Origin of the sequence: Hymenobacter sp. BT559 (assembly GCF_017571525.1) — a bacterium.
Classification (GTDB): Bacteria; Bacteroidota; Bacteroidia; order Cytophagales; family Hymenobacteraceae; genus Hymenobacter; species Hymenobacter ginsengisoli.
In genome coordinates, this window is record NZ_JAGETY010000013.1 from 1 (window position 1) to 16,215 (window position 16,215).

At 60.6% G+C, this 16,215-nt stretch carries 11 protein-coding genes; 4 read left to right on the forward strand and 7 right to left on the reverse strand.

All coding sequences use genetic code 11. From position 1 onward, the window contains the following. Window positions 1–101 precede the first annotated feature (101 nt). Window positions 102–797 carry a response regulator transcription factor gene (locus J4D99_RS16645; protein ID WP_208132867.1) on the reverse strand — a complete coding sequence of 232 codons (696 nt, stop codon included), beginning with the start codon at window positions 795–797 and terminating at the stop codon, window positions 102–104. A 580-nt stretch (window positions 798–1,377) separates the two neighbouring features. On the opposite strand from J4D99_RS16645, the gene J4D99_RS16650 reads away from it, so the two are divergent. The 4 genes from J4D99_RS16650 to J4D99_RS16665 all read left to right on the forward strand — a co-directional run bounded on the left by J4D99_RS16650 (window position 1,378) and on the right by J4D99_RS16665 (window position 5,285). Then, complete coding sequence (locus J4D99_RS16650) at window positions 1,378–2,808, forward strand: carbohydrate-binding protein (protein ID WP_208132868.1); 1,431 nt, start codon at window positions 1,378–1,380, stop codon at window positions 2,806–2,808. Between the two features lie 111 nt (window positions 2,809–2,919). Further along, the gene (locus J4D99_RS16655) at window positions 2,920–3,471 is read left to right on the forward strand and encodes a histidine phosphatase family protein (protein ID WP_208132869.1); all 552 of its coding nucleotides are present in this window, start codon (window positions 2,920–2,922) and stop codon (window positions 3,469–3,471) included. 143 nt (window positions 3,472–3,614) lie between these two features. Beyond that, a complete protein-coding gene (locus J4D99_RS16660; protein ID WP_208132870.1) occupies window positions 3,615–3,791 on the forward strand; it encodes a hypothetical protein in 177 nt (58 codons plus the stop codon). Window positions 3,792–3,884: 93 nt separating this feature from the next. Next, on the forward strand, window positions 3,885–5,285 hold the full coding sequence (locus J4D99_RS16665) for a M20/M25/M40 family metallo-hydrolase (protein ID WP_208132871.1): 1,401 nt from the start codon (window positions 3,885–3,887) through the stop codon (window positions 5,283–5,285). 156 nt (window positions 5,286–5,441) lie between these two features. Here the strand turns inward: J4D99_RS16665 and treA are convergent, their stop codons facing one another. The 6 genes from treA to J4D99_RS16695 all read right to left on the reverse strand — a co-directional run bounded on the left by treA (window position 5,442) and on the right by J4D99_RS16695 (window position 16,062). Continuing rightward, the gene (gene treA, locus J4D99_RS16670) at window positions 5,442–7,034 is read right to left on the reverse strand and encodes an alpha,alpha-trehalase TreA (RefSeq protein WP_208132872.1); all 1,593 of its coding nucleotides are present in this window, start codon (window positions 7,032–7,034) and stop codon (window positions 5,442–5,444) included. A 102-nt stretch (window positions 7,035–7,136) separates the two neighbouring features. Beyond that, a complete protein-coding gene (locus J4D99_RS16675; RefSeq protein WP_208132873.1) occupies window positions 7,137–8,720 on the reverse strand; it encodes a RagB/SusD family nutrient uptake outer membrane protein in 1,584 nt (527 codons plus the stop codon). A gap of 22 nt (window positions 8,721–8,742) precedes the next feature. Then, window positions 8,743–11,787: a SusC/RagA family TonB-linked outer membrane protein gene (locus J4D99_RS16680; RefSeq protein ID WP_208132874.1), complete on the reverse strand. Its 3,045-nt coding sequence runs from the start codon at window positions 11,785–11,787 to the stop codon at window positions 8,743–8,745. Between the two features lie 156 nt (window positions 11,788–11,943). Continuing rightward, a complete protein-coding gene (locus J4D99_RS16685) occupies window positions 11,944–13,764 on the reverse strand; it encodes a glycoside hydrolase family 13 protein (RefSeq protein WP_208132875.1) in 1,821 nt (606 codons plus the stop codon). A 21-nt stretch (window positions 13,765–13,785) separates the two neighbouring features. After that, window positions 13,786–14,667, reverse strand: coding sequence for a carbohydrate kinase family protein (locus J4D99_RS16690; RefSeq protein ID WP_236018714.1), 882 nt, complete (start codon window positions 14,665–14,667; stop codon window positions 13,786–13,788). A 63-nt stretch (window positions 14,668–14,730) separates the two neighbouring features. Beyond that, a complete protein-coding gene (locus J4D99_RS16695; RefSeq protein ID WP_208132876.1) occupies window positions 14,731–16,062 on the reverse strand; it encodes a sugar porter family MFS transporter in 1,332 nt (443 codons plus the stop codon). Window positions 16,063–16,215 lie beyond the last annotated feature (153 nt).

A 16,215-nucleotide genomic window follows, 5' to 3' on the forward strand; every position in this document is an offset into this window, starting at 1 on the left:
TTTACGCTAGGATTCCTAATCCAACGTCAAAGGAAAGATTGCCGCGCTCCACTTCGTTGCGCTCGCAATGACAACTGTAAAATAAACGGCGAAAATTACGGCTACACCGCCCGGTAGCCAATGCCGCGCACCGTCTCGATAAAGTCGGGCGAGCCGAACTGGGCCAGCTTCTTGCGCACGTTTTTGATGTGCACATCGATGTAGTTCGAGTCAGAGTCGTCTTCCAGCACGTTGCCCCACAGGTGCTCGCCGAGCTGCAGGCGCGTGAGCACGCGGCCCCGATGCAGCAGCAGGTAATGCAGCAGGTCAAACTCTTTTTTGGTGAGCGGCACCTCGGGGCCGGGCACCTCGGGCGTGCTGCCGTAGCGCACGGTGCGGGCCGTCACGTCGAGCACAAAGCCGTCGCCAAACGTGATTTCGGGCCGCTTCAGGCCAAACTTGCGTCGTGTAATGGCCTGCATGCGGCTCGTCAACTCCAAGAGCGAGAAGGGCTTGGGCAGGTAGTCGTCGGCGCCCAGGTCGAGGCCCTTGATGCGGTCGTCGAGGGCGCCGCGCGCGGTGAGGATGATAAACGACGCCTCCTGCTTCTCGCTCTGGCGGGCATCGCGCAGCAGGTCGAGGCCATCGCCGCCGGGCAGGCCCAGGTCGAGCAGCACAAAGTCGTAAGAATTGACAAACAGCTTCTCCGACGCTTCGGCGTACGTATAAGCCGAATCTACCAGATATTGGGCCTGCGTTAGAAACTGGCGCACCTCCTGGTGGAGGCTTTTTTCATCTTCAACGAGCAGAACGTGCATGGAGCGGGGAGGTGTGAAGGAGGAATGATGATGCAACATTCGGGCTAGGGCCGTTAAATGAAGATGAAGATTTGCTGTTGATTTGATGAAGATGAAGAAATTTTTTGACAATTCTGTTTTGCGCCAAGCCAACGACAGGGATAACAACCTGCTGAGCGGCAGCGTTGAGCAGGGCCGCTGGCAGCGCGCTGCCTGAGCACTCGAAGACCGGTCAGCCGGCTTACAGCCGCCCGACCAGTAGTCGCCAGGGCGAAACCAGTGCCAGCTCACCAGCTCACCAGCCCGCCACCGGAAAAAACTGGCTGTCAGACCACTTTTTTTACGTGTTTTTTAGCCGGTGCGGGGCGCAGAACTAGGCGTCGGGCAAAGTGGCTAGCCCCGAAAATTGCACAACTACCACATGTGCGCTAAGTGTAAAGCCCTGTCAATTTGCGGGCTCCTATGGGCGAAAACCGCATTTTTCAGACTTGCCAACTGTCAGATAAAGTTGGATATTTGAAGACGCTAGCCCTTGGCTCGCCCTCGCGGCGACTGGCAGGCCAGCAGTTCTTTTCCCACCCACTTCCTTTTCCACTACCTTATGAAAGGTACGCTTACCTCCCTTCTGGGCGGGGTGGCGCTGCTCGTCGGCGCGTCCTTGCCCACCCAGGCCCAAACCTACCAGCAAGTCTGGGCCGATGAATTTAACGGCACGGCCGTGAACACCTCCAACTGGGTTTTTGAAACCGGCGGCGGCGGCTGGGGCAATAACGAGAAGCAGTACTACCAGGCCGCCAACGCCATGGTGGTTAATGGCGAACTCGTTATTACGGCCAAAAAGGAGAGCGTGGGCGGCATGCCCTATACCTCGGCCCGCCTGAAAACCCAGGGCCTCAGGCAGTTCGCCTTCGGCCGCATGGAGGCTCGCATTAAAGTTCCGCTGGGGCAGGGCCTGTGGCCGGCCTTCTGGATGTTGGGCGCCAACATTAACACGGTGAGCTGGCCGGGCTGCGGCGAAATCGACATCATGGAGCAGATAAATGCCGATAGCCGCTGCTACGGCACCGCGCACTGGGATAACAACGGCCACGCGCAGTATGGCCAGAGCGTGGCCACTACCGCCAATACTTACCACGTGTATAGCGTGGAATGGACGCCCGACTACATCCGCTGGTTTGTGGATGGGGCCAAGTACAACGAGATGACAATCACCAACGGCACGGGTGGCACCGAGGAGTTTCAGAAACCCTTTTTCCTGCTGCTGAATATGGCCGTGGCCGGCGACTGGCCCGGCCAGACGGTGGATGAAAGCAAGCTGCCCGCCACCATGAACGTGGACTACGTGCGGGTGTACCAGCTCACGAGCGGCAGCACCAGCGGCACCGTGCGCACCCTGCAGGCCGAGGCGGCCAACGTAAACAGCGGCATGCAGGCCGAAACGACCACCGACACTGGCGGCGGCCAGGACATGGGCTACGTCGATGCCAGCGACTACCTGGTTTTCAATAATATAAATTTCCCAGTGACGGGCGCCTACACCATCAGCTACCGCGTGGCTAGCCCCAACGGCGGCACCGTATCGTCCGATTTGAACGCCGGCTCGATTCAGCTCGGCAACACGGCCATTCCGGCCACCGGCGGCTGGCAAACCTGGACCACCGTGAGCAAAACCGTGAACATCAACGCGGGCACCTACAACTTCGGGGTGTTTGCTCAAACCGGTGGCTGGAACATCAACTGGGTCAGCATCACTAACCCGGCCGGGGCGCGCATGGCGCTGCCCAGCACAGCGGCTACCCCCTCGGTGGCGGGCCTGTATCCTAACCCCGTGGCCGGCAGCGACTACCTGCGCACTGAGCCCGAGCTGGTAGGCCACAGCTACCAGGTGCTCGATGCCTTGGGCCGCGTGGCTGGCCAGGGCACCATAGGTGCGGCCGGGCTCGACGTGTCGGCCCTGCGGCCGGGGCAGTACACCTTGTTGCTGACTTCGCCCACCCAGGAGCGCAGCAGCCGCCACTTTACCAAGCAGTAAGGCCAGAAACGACAAGGCTAGAAGGTTTAGAATCGGGCTGCTCGTTGGGCAGCCCGATTTTTTTGCGGCTACCTTTGGCGAGCCTGCTACCAGGGCCGGCATCTTGTACTTATGCTGAACACAAGCTGGTTGCCGATGCTGTGCGCGCTCCTGCTGGGGCTAGCCGCCGGGGCCGCGGCCAAGCCGCCGCGCACCATCATCTACCTCGTGCGCCACGCCGAGAAAGACCTCACGCCCGGCCTTGCCGACCCACCCCTCACGCCCGCCGGCGAAACCCGCGCCCAGCTGCTGGCCCAGCGCCTGCGTCGCCAGCACCCGGCCGCCCTCTTCACTACCGATACGCGCCGCACGCGCGCCACGCTGGCCGCGCTGGCCCAGGCCACAGGCCTCACGCCCGAGGTATACAGCGCCAAGGAGCCCGCCGCCCTGGCTAGCCGCCTGCGGCAAGACTACGCTGGCAAAACGGTGGTGGTAGTAGGCCACTCCAATACCCTGCTGCCGCTGCTGGCCGCGCTGGGCGTGGCCCCGCTACCCGCCGAAATCCGCGATGAGGAATACAACTACCTCTTCAAGGTGACCCTGCGCGAAGGCCAGCCCGCCCGACTGGAAATGAGCCGCTACGGCGCGGCACCGCAGGCGGCGGGCGGTAATACCATGCGCTAGGTATAGGAATGATACTACACGCTACCGGTCTGATTCGGCGTATTGGCTGGGCCGCGTACTAGCTGAGGGAAGTAGTTGCATGTCAGCGCTATACTAAGCCTGCTAAAGAAGAAAAAGCGGCGGCAGCGGCCCAGCAGGCTGGCTTGCCGACTACGGGCTACCACCGCTACCAAGGCACGGTGGGCGGCCGGCCCCTGACCATTGGCCCCAACCAGTATGACAGCACCCAGACGGTATGCGCCGGCGTCTATTATTACGGCGCGGCCCAGCTCGACCTCCTGAACGCGGCCCGATTCGCCGGTGGCTTGCACGGTGCGTGAGCGCGGTTTGTGGCGTGTAGGTAAGAAATAGTAGGAATAAAAGCCGCCAGCCTGGTACTTTTGGCCAAACACGCCTTTTCTGCTTCTTTCCTTATGCGTTCATTTTCCTCGCTGCTCCTGGCGGGCCTGCTGGCTGCCAGCGCAACCACCACCGCCGCCCAAGCTACGGCCAAAGCCGATTCCGTCGTCATTCGCAAAATTTACGACGAGGCGCTGCTGCGCGGCCAGAGCTACGACAACCTGCGCTACCTATGCCAGAAAATCGGCGGCCGCCTCGCCGGCTCGCCGCAGGCGGCCCTAGCCGTGCAGTGGGGCAAGCTCACGATGGAAAAAGCCAACTGCTTCGACAAGGTATACTTGCAGGAATGCATGGTGCCGCACTGGGTACGCGGCGCCAAAGAGAAAGGCCAAATAATTGGCAATAAGGGCAAAAGCATTACGGCCGCCGTGTGCGCGCTAGGGGGCTCGGTGGCCACGCCCGGTAGCAAGCCCCTGCGTGCCGGCGTAGTGGAGGTGAAGAGCCTGGCCGAGCTGAAAGCCCTGCCCGACGACGCGGTGCGCGGTAAGTTCATCTTCTTCAACCGACCCTTCGACGACCGCCTTATCGAGCCCGGCGCGGCCTACGGCGCCGCCGGCGACCAGCGCCGCTCGGGCCCGGCTGAGGCCGGCCGCCGCGGGGCCGTGGGCGCCCTGGTGCGCTCGCTCACCGCCGCCCGCGACAACAACCCCCACACCGGCGCCACCAACTACGGCGACACGCCCACCAAGGTGCCCGGCGCGGCCCTCAGCACCCAGGCCGCCGACCAGCTCAGCCAATTACTCGCCGCCGACCCCAAGCTGCAGTTTGAGCTGGAAATGAGCTGCCAGCAATTGCCCGACGAAAAAAGCTACAACGTAGTGGGCGAGATTAAAGGCTCGAAATACCCCGACCAGGTTATCACCGTGGGCGGCCACCTCGACTCGTGGGACCTCGCCCAGGGCGCCCACGACGACGGCACCGGCGTCGTGCAAAGCATTGAGGCCCTGCGCCTGCTCAAAGCCGCCGGCCTGCGCCCCGAGCGCACCGTGCGCGCCGTGCTCTTCATGAATGAGGAGAACGGTACCCGTGGCGGTGAGAAGTATGCCGAGCTAGCCAAGCAAAACCACGAAACCCACCTGGCCGCCATTGAGAGCGACGGCGGCGGCTTCACCCCACGCGGCTTCAACGTCGAAACCACGCCCGCCGTGTTCCAGAAAGTGGCCGCCTGGAAGCCGCTGCTAGCCCCGTATTTGGCCGGCCAGCTCACGCCCGGCCACGCTGGCACCGACATCGAGCCCCTGGCCGCGAGCGTGAAGCCCGTGGCGCTCTTCGGCTACGACTGCGACTCGCAGCGCTACTTCGACCTGCACCACTCGGTCCTCGACACCTTCGAGCAAGTAAACCGCCGCGAGCTGGAGCTGGGCGGCGCCAGCATGGCCTCGCTCATATACCTGCTGGGCAAGTATGGTTTGTAGAAGGGGCTAGCGGCTGGCTGATAATTTCAGGAGCACCAAAAACCAGAACGTCATGCTGAGCCTGCCGAAGCATCTCTACCGCCCGACACCCTAGCGGCGCGATAGAGATGCTTCGGCAAGCTCAGCATGACGTTCTGGTTTTTGTAAATAAAATTTTTACATCGACTTGCGGCGCTGCTCGCGGCTGCGCTGCTCATCCAGCAGCTTGAGTAGCACGCCGTTGGTCCAGCCGAACCCATCTTGCAGCGGGTACTCGCCACCGCCGGCGGCGCGGCTCAGGTCTTCTACGTTGTACTTCTCCAGCAGCCGCCCGGTGCGGTTGAATACGCGCACGTTCAGCGTCGTCCAGCGGTGGGCGATGGTATCGGCCAGGTCGGGTAGGTGGTAGCGATGCAGGCCGGCTACCGTGAGGTATTGCAGGGGTGCCCAGCCATTGGGGGCGTCCCATTGCTGGTGGCTGTTGTTGGTAGTGGTGAGTACGCCACCGGGCCGCAAAAACTCGCTTTGCAGGCGGCTCGCCACGGCCCAGGCCTGGGCCGGCGTAGCCACGCCATACGCGAGCGGAAACACGCCGGCCAGGGTGCGCACCGTGGCGAGCTTCTTCTTGGGCAGGTCGTAATCACCAAAGAAGCCGGTCTGCGCATCCCAGCAGTAGCGCTGAATGGCCGCCGCCCGGGCCTGCGCCTGCTGGCGGTACTGGCTAGCCTCGGCTGGCTGGCCGGCGGCGCGGGTGGCGCGGGCCAGGGTTTGCTCGAGCACCAGCAGCAGGCAGTTGAGGTCTACCGGCACCAAATCCGTGGTATGAATGGAGCTGAGTTGCATATCGGGCCCAAACCAGCGGGTGCTGAAATCCCATCCCGAGGCCGCCGCTGCCCGCACGTTGTGGAAGAATTGTCCGGTGGGCTGCTTGCTGAGCTTGGCGGCTTCCACGTCTTCACGGTACGACTCTTCGCGGGGCTGGTCGCTCTCGTCCCAGTAGCGGTTCAGGCGCTCGCCGCCGGGCAGGCGCACGGCGCGGCGGGAGGCCTGGCCAGGCTTCAGCTTGTCGGCCCCGGCCATCCAGTAGGCATATTCGCGGGCTAGCGCGGGGCGGTAGCGCGTGAGCACGGCTACCGAGTCGGGGCCAGTAGCGAGTAGCCCTACCATTTGGGCAAAGAAGGGCGGTTGCGAGCGCGTGAGGTAGTAGGTGCGGTTGCCATTGGGAATAAAGCCCAGCTTGTCAATCAGATAGGCAAAATTATCGACCATGTCGCGCACCTGGCCTAGCCGGCCCGCCTCGCGCAGCCCGAGCATTGTGAAGTACGAGTCCCAGTAGTACACCTCCCGAAAGCGCCCGCCCGGTACCACGTAGGGGTGGGGTAGCGGCAGCAGCGACGAATAGGGCGGTGCCGTGGCCTGTGCCGGGCGGCGCAGCACCGTCCAGAGCGTGTCGAGGTGCGCCCGAATGCCAGCCCCGATGTTGCTGTGATACTTGGCCGTGTCGGTGTTAGGCAAATAGAAGTAGCGCTTGGCAAACGCCTTTAGGTCGAAGCCTGGCTGGCTTTTCTCCCTGGCATAGGCGGCTAGCACGGCAGCCGGTGTGGCCGTGGGCAGCATATCCACGAAGGTTTTGCCATCAGGGTACACCCGGTTCAGCTGAATGGCCTCAAACAAGCCCGGGTAAAGCTGGCGCGGCGTGGGCTGGGTGGCCGGCTGCGCCAGGGCCGGGCCAGCGAAAAGTAGCAGGCCGGCAACACACAGGTTTTTCATAAGCGTAAGGAAAGCAAGGTGAACAAGATGGGCCAGCCCGAAAAAAACAGCAGCGGCCGGCCACTGCCAACCGCTGCTGCTATCGGGCCTAGCGCTTGCCTACTAATACCCAGGGTTCTGGGTAAGGTTAGGATTCACGGCCAATTGCTGGTTCGGAATCGGGAAGATGAGGTACTTAGGGTCACTGCTCGTAGGCCCTTGCTCAATCGGACCCAAGAACTTACCGAAGCGCACCATGTCCTGGCGGCGCCAGTTTTCCAGATATAGCTCGCGGCCACGCTCGGCATAGAGCGTATTCAAATCTACTGTAGCCAAAGCCCCGGCATTGCGCGATGCATCGGTGCGGATAGAATTAACCAAGGCCAGCGCCGTGCTACCGTAAGTGCCAGCGGTAGTGCCGGTGCCGCCGCGTAAGATGGCTTCGGCCTTCATCAGAAGCACGTCGGGCAGGCGGAAGTGCACCATGTCGTTGTCGATGGCCCCAGCCGAGTTATTGGTAAAATCGGGCGGGTATTTCATGGGCCGGATGCCGGTTACCTCCAGGTTGGCCCCGGTTTCGATAATCTTCACGTCGCGGGTGAAGGCTAGCGGCGCCCCGGTCCGGTCAACCAAAGCCGAGTCGAGGCCGCCCCGCTTGGTAGTACCGTTCAAGTAATACTGCTGGCCAATCAGGAAGCCCACATTCTGGTGCTTGAATGGGTTGGAAGGGCCGTTTTTATAGCTGTACACCTGGCCGCGGCGCAGGTCGTCGGCCCCAAACGTGTCGTAGAATGTTGGCAGTGCGCACGGCCCGTTGTAGCCCTGCGGAGTCATGTTGTAGTGTGAGATAAAACGCCACAGGTCGTACTGCGCACCGCTGCTCACTCCACCCACGTTCAGCTCGGTAAAGATATTTTCGGTGCCGATGCTCGTGTTGTCGGGGGCAAAGTTGTCAAAGTAGTTGGCGGCGAACTTGTAGCGGCCACTGTTGATAATCTGGTCCGCCAGCGTAATAACCTGGTTCATGTCGGCGGCGGCAAACGTAGGCGCATTGCGGTTGGCATATACGCCCCGGTTGAGGTAGCACTTCATCAGCAGGCAGCGGGCGGCATCCTTATTGGCCCGGTACACGGGCGCATCGGGCAGAGTGGCCAGCACAGCATTTACCTCGCTGATGATATAGTCTAGTGCTTCGGTGCCCTTGCGCACTTTGGCGTTATTGACCACAAGCTCGCCCGGTTCACGGTAAGGCACCTGGTCGTAGAGGTCGAGGGTCCAGTACATGGCAAACGCCCGTACAAACCGCGCTTCGGCCTGCTGCTGGGCGCTAGCCCCAAACTCGGGCCGCAGCACATCGGTAGCCGCGAAAATGACGCCGCCCAGGTTGGCGAAGGCGTCGCGTATTTCAGGGTGGTTGGCATCCCAGTTGTGCAGGTGCAGCGCGCGCCACTTACCGTTGTCGTCCCAGTCGCCGGCCCGGGTGGGCATCAGGCGCTCATCGGTCGTTACTTCGGACATGGCAAATATTTGAGTGGCTCCCTGAAATGGGCTGCGCATGGCGTTGTAGGCACCGTCGAGCAGCGAGGAGGCATTGCTTGTGCCTAGCTGAGACGGCGTCAGGCCCGCCTGAAACTCCTCGTTAATCTTGCAGCTATCGGCTAGCTGGAGCAGGGCCAGCATGGCCGCCGCACTGAGTATCTTTTTCATATAACTAGTAGCGATGGGTGGGTTAGAGAGAGAAGTTAACACCAAACGTGAACGTGCGAGCCGATGGGTAGCCAGTGTAGTCGATACCGGCCGAGGGCACTACCCCCGATGCCTTGTTGGTATTCACCTCGGGGTCGAAGCCACGGTACTTGGTGATAACGAACAGGTTCTGGCCAATAGCATAGATGCTAGCCCCTTTAAACACCTTGCCCAGGTCGCCGAGGGCATAGGAGAGCGTTACGTTGGAGAGTTTTACAAAATTGCCGCTTTCGAGGTAGCGCGTCGAGGGCGTTACCGCGTTGGCTAGTGACTCCTTCACACCCTGGTATTCAGACAGCGAGATATTTTTGCCGGCCCGAATCTGGCTCACGTTGAGCACACTATTGAAAGTGTTGTTGTAAATCTTGTTGCCAAATACGCCATTAAAGTTTGTAATGAGCGAGAGCTTGGCAAAGCGGAAAGTTGCGCTTAGGCCGGCAATGGCAGTGGGGTTGGGGTTGCCCACGTAGCTTGCCGGGGTGAAGTCATTATAAGTACCAGTGGCAGGGTTTATGCCGTTGTAAGTCGGCAGGTAGAAGCCATTGAGGGGCTGGCCGTTCTGGATGGTTTCGGCTAGCACGCCCGATAGGCCCTGGCCGTTAAGCGTACCTGTCTGGATGATAAGCGCCGGGGGCAAGCCCGTCACGTTATTGTGCACAAAGGTGGCGTTGGCGTTGAAGTTGATGCCGAAGCGCTCGTTGTCAACGGCCGTCACGCCGAGTTGTAGTTCTACCCCTTTGTTAACGATAACGCCGTTCAGGTTTTGCCAGATAACGCTGCTGCCGCCGGGGGCTGCCGGAAAGCCGGGAATATTGGGATAGAGCAGGTCGGTGGTGCGCTTGTAGAAGTAGTCGGCCGTCAACGTCAGGCGGTTATTGAACATGGCCACGTCGATACCAGCGTTGTACTGCTCATCCGACTGCCACTTGAGGTTGGGGTTGGCATTAGTGGTTTGTACTAGGCCCCCGTTGTTGGCCTGAAACACAAACTGGCTACGGGCCGAGCCCGCTGGAAATTCCTGGTTGCCGGTGCGGCCGTAGCCCACGCGTAGCTTCAATTGGTTGAGCGATTCGTATTTGGATTTCAGGAAATCCTCCTGGCTGATATCCCAAGCAGCCGATACGGACGGGAAGTAGCCGTACTTATTATTTTCGCCAAACTTGGTGCTACCGTCGGCGCGCAGGGTGGCCGTGAGCAAATAGCGGTCTCTGTAGTTCAGGATGGCGCGGCCAAAGAACGATTGCAGCTCTGTAACGGGGTCCACAAACGAGGAGATTTGGCGGCCCGAGGGGTTCGAATACTGTAGGTAATTGGTGTAGTCGAGCCCGTAGGTACCAAAGCCAATGGGTGTGCCATTGGAGCTGACCGGACCGCGACCATTCAGGTTAGTCCCTGAGTAGTTGAACTTCGTGTATTCGTAGCCTAGCAGCGCATTCACGTTCAAATCAGAAGTTACCTTCTTGTTGAAGTTCAGTGTATGCGTCATCTGCTGCGTCTGTAGCTCGGTGGTGCTGATGGATGCGTAACCCAGGTTCATATAATCCTGGATATTGAGGCGCTGGTCGATAGACGTGCGCCGGATGCCCGTGCTATAGTTGGTGGCAAACAGGGCGCGGTACTCCAGCCAGTCGGTAAACTTGTAGTAGGGCGAAACGGAGGCTAGTGCTGTGGTAACCCGCGAGTTATCATTGTAGTACTGCTGCTGGGCTACCGGGTTAATAACCTGGCCCTGGCGCACAAACGGAGTGCCGTCGTCGTTATAAAGCCGGTCGGTGGGATTCCACTGCAGGGCCTGGCCGATGAGGCTGCCCCGGTAGTCACCGTTGTTGGTGATGGGGGCTAGCTGCTCGCGCGTTTGACTGGCCGTGATATTGATATCAACACCCAGGCGCTTGCTTTCCAGGAATTTGGCGTTAGTTACAAAATTGGCGCTATACTTCTGGAAGCCCGTTTTCTTCACAATACCCTTCTGGTCGAGGTAGCCTAGCGAGAGGCGATAGCGCCCATTTTCGCCGCCGCCGCTCACGGCGCCGTTGTAGTTCTGGAGCGGGCCGGTTTGCAGAATAGCCCCTAGCGGGTCGTTGCTCTGGCCCAGGTCTAGCTGTTTGGGGTCGAGGCCGTAATACCCGATAGCTTCCCGAAACTGACTGGCGTCAAGCACCTTAATGCGACGCATGATATTCGAAAAGCCGCCCGATACGCCAAAGTCAAACTTGGCCTCACCTACCTTGCCGCGCTTGGTAGTGATGAGCACTACGCCGTAGGCTGCACGCGAGCCATAAATGGCCGTTGCCGAAGCATCCTTAAGCACGGTCAGCGACTCAATGTCGGCCGGGTTCAGGAAGTTGAGCGGGTTGCTGTTGGGGCTGTCACCGAGCGAGGTGTTTAGGCCTGGGCGGGCCGAGCGGCCATCGAGCGGCACGCCATCTACTACGTATAGGGGCTGGCCGGTGCCAGTTACGGCTGAGTTGCCGCGAATGCGGATGGTCGAAGCGCCGCCGGGCTGGCCGCTGTTTTGCGTTATCTGCACGCCCGAGGTGCGGCCTTGCAAAAGTTGGTCGGGCGAAGTGAAAGTGCCCTTGTTGAAGTCCTTCGTGCTCAAGGTGCTAACGGCCCCCGTAAGGTCTTCCTTGCGGGCGGTGCCATAGCCTACCACCACTACATCACCCAGCGCCTGGGCGTCGTCTTTCAGCGCAATAGTCACCGTATTGCGGCCGGTAATGTCAACTGTCTGCTTGGCGTAGCCCACGAAGGAAACCGTGAGCGACGTAGCAGTGGCGGGTACTTGCAGGCGAAAGCTGCCATCGGCGCCGGTGCTGGCGCCGATAGAAGTGCCCGTAGCGAGTACCGTTACGCCGGGCAGGCCGGTGCCACTGGCATCGGTTACCTTGCCCGATACCTCGCGCTGGGTTTGCGCGTGGCCGATTATTGGCAGAAAAAGAGCTAGCAGCAGCGTTTTGCCGCTGAGGGCCGACCGGGCCGCCGGCTGCTCATAGGCCTGGTGCGTCGAGTAACAGGTGTTACGCATGAGTGAAAAGGGGTAAAGTGGGAAATGCTGAAAACACTAAGCTGGGCGCTACCTATCGCAATCGATTTCGAGCAAAGGCTGTGTAAAGCGCCGGGGCCGAGTGAAACCTGGAAAGAAAAAGCTTGGTAAAGAATTAAGTGAGTACCTGTCAGAATACTACTTTAAGTGGTAGACTACTGCCTGCCAGGGCTGTAGGGCCAGCGCCGGCCCGCCAGGGGCCGCCCCCGGGTAGTTGTTGAGCCAGGTGGCACCGCTGGGCTGGAGGCCCGCCGGCAGCGGCCAGCGCTGCCCCGATGACGAGAAGTTGAGCACCACCAGTACTTTCTCGGGGCCTAGCGTGCGGGTGTAGGCATAGATGTGCGGGTTGGCCGCATCCAGCAGCTGATATTGGCCATACACCAGCACCTTGTGCTGCTTGCGCACGGCCATTGCCCGGCGGAAGTGATGGAGCACTGAGGTCGAGTCTATGTCTTCGCTAGCCTCGTTAAGAGTCACGTAGTTAGGGTTCACCTTAATCCAGGGCGTGCCGGTGGTGAAGCCGGCGTTAGCGGAGGCATTCCACTGGAAGGGTGTGCGGCTGTTGTCGCGCGAGAAGCGGGCTAGCGAATGGAAAAATGCTTTTTCATCGCCGCCCTGCTGCTTGAGCTGCGTGTAGGCGTTGCGGGCGGCCACGTCGCGGTACTCGGCTATGCCGCTGAAGGGGCTGTTGGTCATGCCCAGCTCGTCGCCGTTGTAGCAGTAGGGCGTGCCGCGCATGGTCAGCAGGAACGTATTGAGCAGCTTGGCCGATGGAGTGCGGAAAGCCGGGCGGTCGTCGCCAAACTTGCTCACCATGCGCGGCTGGTCGTGGTTGCCGAGGTCAATGGCCTGCCAGCCTTTCCGGGCAAAGGCGCTATCCCATTTCGTAAATACGCGCTTGAGGTCGGTGAGCTTGTAGGTGGCGGAGCCGCTGCCCACGCCCACGCCCTCAAAGTGATAGGTCATGTCGAGCTCCTTGCGGGCGGGGTCCACAAAGAGCATGGCCTCGGTGGTGTTGCGTCCCGCGCCTTCGGCCACGGTCATCACGTTGTAGTGGCGCAGCACCTGCTCGTTGATTTCCTTGAGGTAGTCGTGCAGGTGCGGGCCGTGGTTGTAGGCGTTGGCAAAGGTGCGCTCGGTGAGGCCCGGCATGGGCGGAAAGCTCGGGTCTTTGGCCACAAACTGGAAGGCATCCATGCGGAAGCCGTCGATGCCCTTGTCGAGCCAGAAGCGCATGATATTGTGCACTTCCTGGCGCAGCTTGGGATTGTTCCAGTTCAGGTCGGGCTGCTTTTTGGAGAAAATATGCAGGTAGTACGACTTAGTAGGCGCGTCGTACTGCCAGGCATCGTGCTTCACGTCGAAGGTGCTGAAGCGAGCCGGCGGCGTGCCTTTTTCAGCGGGCCACCAGTAGTAATAGTCGCGGTAGGGGCTGGTGCGCGAGGCCCGCGCCGACTTAAACCAGGCGTGCTCGTCCGAGCTGTGGTTCACCACCAGGTCCATCACCAGCTTGATGCCGCGCGCGTGCATACCCTTGAGCAGCGCATCGAAGTCGGCCATCGTGCCAAACTCAGGCATTATCTGACGGTAATCGCTGATATCGTAGCCGTTGTCATCATTGGGTGAGGCATAGATGGGGTTCAGCCATACCGTGCCTACGCCAAGGCTCTTCAAGTAATCAAGCCGCGCGATAATGCCCTTCAGGTCGCCCACGCCGTCGCCGTTGCTGTCCTGAAAGCTGCGCGGATACAGCTGATACACCACCGTCTCCTTCCACCAGTCAGTCGGTTTGGAGAGGCTGGCGGCTGGCGTAGCCTTGGCCATAGGAGCTTCGGGCGGCGAGGTGGCCGCAGTGTCCGTCTTGGTACCCGAGTTGCAGCCTGCCGCGCCTACCAGCAGCAAAGCCGCCGCCAGCCGGAGCCTGGAAAGGGGAGAAGCAGGGAAAAAAGCTAACGACATGGCTCGGTAAAAAGCAGAAAATCAAGCGATAGAAGCGGCAAGGGCCAGCACATCGGCCTCGGAGATGGCAGGCGTAGCGCCCTGATAGGTGGCTACTAATGAGCCAGCTGCGCAGGCAAAGGCTAGCGCTTCGGCCGGGGGCTGGCCGGCTAACCAGCCTTTGAGCAGAGCCGCCAAAAAGGCGTCGCCGCTGCCAATGGTATCCTGCAGCTGCACCGCAATGCCCGGGCTGCGGTGCAGCTGCCCGCCGGTCCAGAGCACGGCCCCGTCGGCGCCTTTCGTCACGCACACGGCTTGGAGGCCAAAGCGGTCGGCGAGCCAGTGCAGGGCGGTTTCCTCGTCGGGGCTCGCCCCAAACCAGCCCATTATCTCGGCCAGCTCGTGGTGGTTGAGCTTCACCAGATTGGCCTGGCGCAGCAGGTAGGTCACTACACTGCGCGAATAGTGCGGGGCGCGCAGGTTTACATCAAATACCTTAAAGGCAGCGCGTTGAAGCAGGCGGTAGAGCGTTTCGCGGGTGGCGCCGCTGCGGGCGGCCAGGCTGCCAAACACGAAGGCCTCGGCGCTTTCTACCAGCGGGCCCAGCGCGTCTTCGTACTGAATGTAATCCCAGGCCACAGGCTGCACTATCTTATAAGTTACCTCGTGGCTGTCGCTCACATTGGCCTTCACCACGCCCGTGAGGTGCGTCTCGCCGCGCTGGATGTAGCGGGTGCTCAGGCCTTTGCTTTGCACGAAGGCTAGCAGCTCGGTGCCCAGGTCGTCGTGGCCCACGCGGCTGATGAGCAGCGCCTCCTGCCCAAAATTGCGCAGGTGCACCGCCACGTTGAGCGGGGCGCCGCCGGGCTGCTTGCCCGTGGGCAGCACGTCCCACAACATTTCTCCAAAGCAAGTGATAGCCATACGTGCGAAGGGTAAGATTTTGTCAAGCAGTTGACTTTTAGTTGATTTTCAAGCTTTTCGGGACTAGTGCATGACCAGCGTTTTGGCTACGCCCTCCAGGCTGGTGCCCTTGGTTTCGGGCATGAAGCGCAGCACAAATACTAATTGCAGCACCATCATGCCGCAGAAGAAGGCGAACGTGTTGCCCCCGCCCAGCTTTTCGGCGAAGTAGGGGAAGGTGAAGGCGATGACCGTGGCCATGACCCAGTGCGTACTCGACCCGAGCGCCTGACCCTTGGCCCGCACGGCATTGGGAAAAATCTCGGAGATGAACACCCAGATAACTGCCCCTTGCGAGAAGGCAAAAAAGGCGATATAGGCAAAGAGCAGGCCCGGTACCAACAGCCCGCCAAAGAGCTGAAAGCGTTGGGTATAAAAGGCCATCGCCACCAGCCCTAGTGTGGCAATGAGGCCTAGTGAGCCCACCAGCATGAGGCTGCGCCGCCCAAACCGGTCGATGACGTTGACGCCCAGCAGCGTGAAAATGAAATTGACCAGCCCAATGCCCGCCGACGAAAGCAGCGCGGCGCCCTGGCCTAGCCCCGTCATCTCAAAAATGCGCGGCGCGTAGTAGATAATCGCGTTAATGCCAGACACTTGGTTGAAAAATGCGAAAGCCATAGCCAGTAGTACCGGCGTGCGGTACTGGCTAGCCCACAGCGACTCGCTTTGCTGCCCGGCAGCAGCCTGGGCCGTGAGAATAGCAGCCGTGTCGGCCTCTACAGTGCTGGGGCTGATAAGACGCAGGACGTCTTTGCCTTCTTCCACACGGCCGTGTAGCAGCAGCCAGCGCGGGCTTTCGGGCACCCGAAACAGGAACAGTAAAAAGGCGATGGCCGGCACCGCCTGCACGCCCAGCATGAGGCGCCACGAATGGTCGCCTACGTTGGCTAGCAGGTAGTTAGAGAGATAAGCGGCCAGAATGCCAAATACGATATTGAACTGGAACAGCCCCACCAGCTTGCCGCGCGAGTCGGCTGGCGAAATCTCCGAGATGTAGAGTGGGGCCGTGACCGACGAGGCGCCCACGCCCAGCCCGCCCAAAAAGCGGAAGACCATAAACGGCACCCAGGCCGGGGCTAGGGCCGCCCCCACGGCCGATACCAGGTAGAGCACCGCAATCCAACGCAGCGTTTGGCGGCGGCCCAGCTTATCGCTCGGAATGCCACCGAACATGGCCCCCAGCACCGTGCCGATGAGGGCAATGGATATGGTGAAGCCGTGTTGCACCGCGCTCAGCTGCCACAGCTGCTGAATGGCTTTCTCGGCCCCCGAGATAACGGCCGTATCAAAGCCGAACAGGAAGCCGCCAAGCGCTGTGACAATAGACCAAAAAAGAACCTTGCGTTGCACCATGACCTGAACCGTTTGGACAAAAGTCTACTATGGGGCAGCGCAGGGCGTTCACGAGCATACCAAATGCATTTAAAAATAATGCAAGAACGATAACTATCTGGTTTTTAATAGTATAAATTGAAAGTAAGTGCTGACTCACCAAGCGCAGTCTTC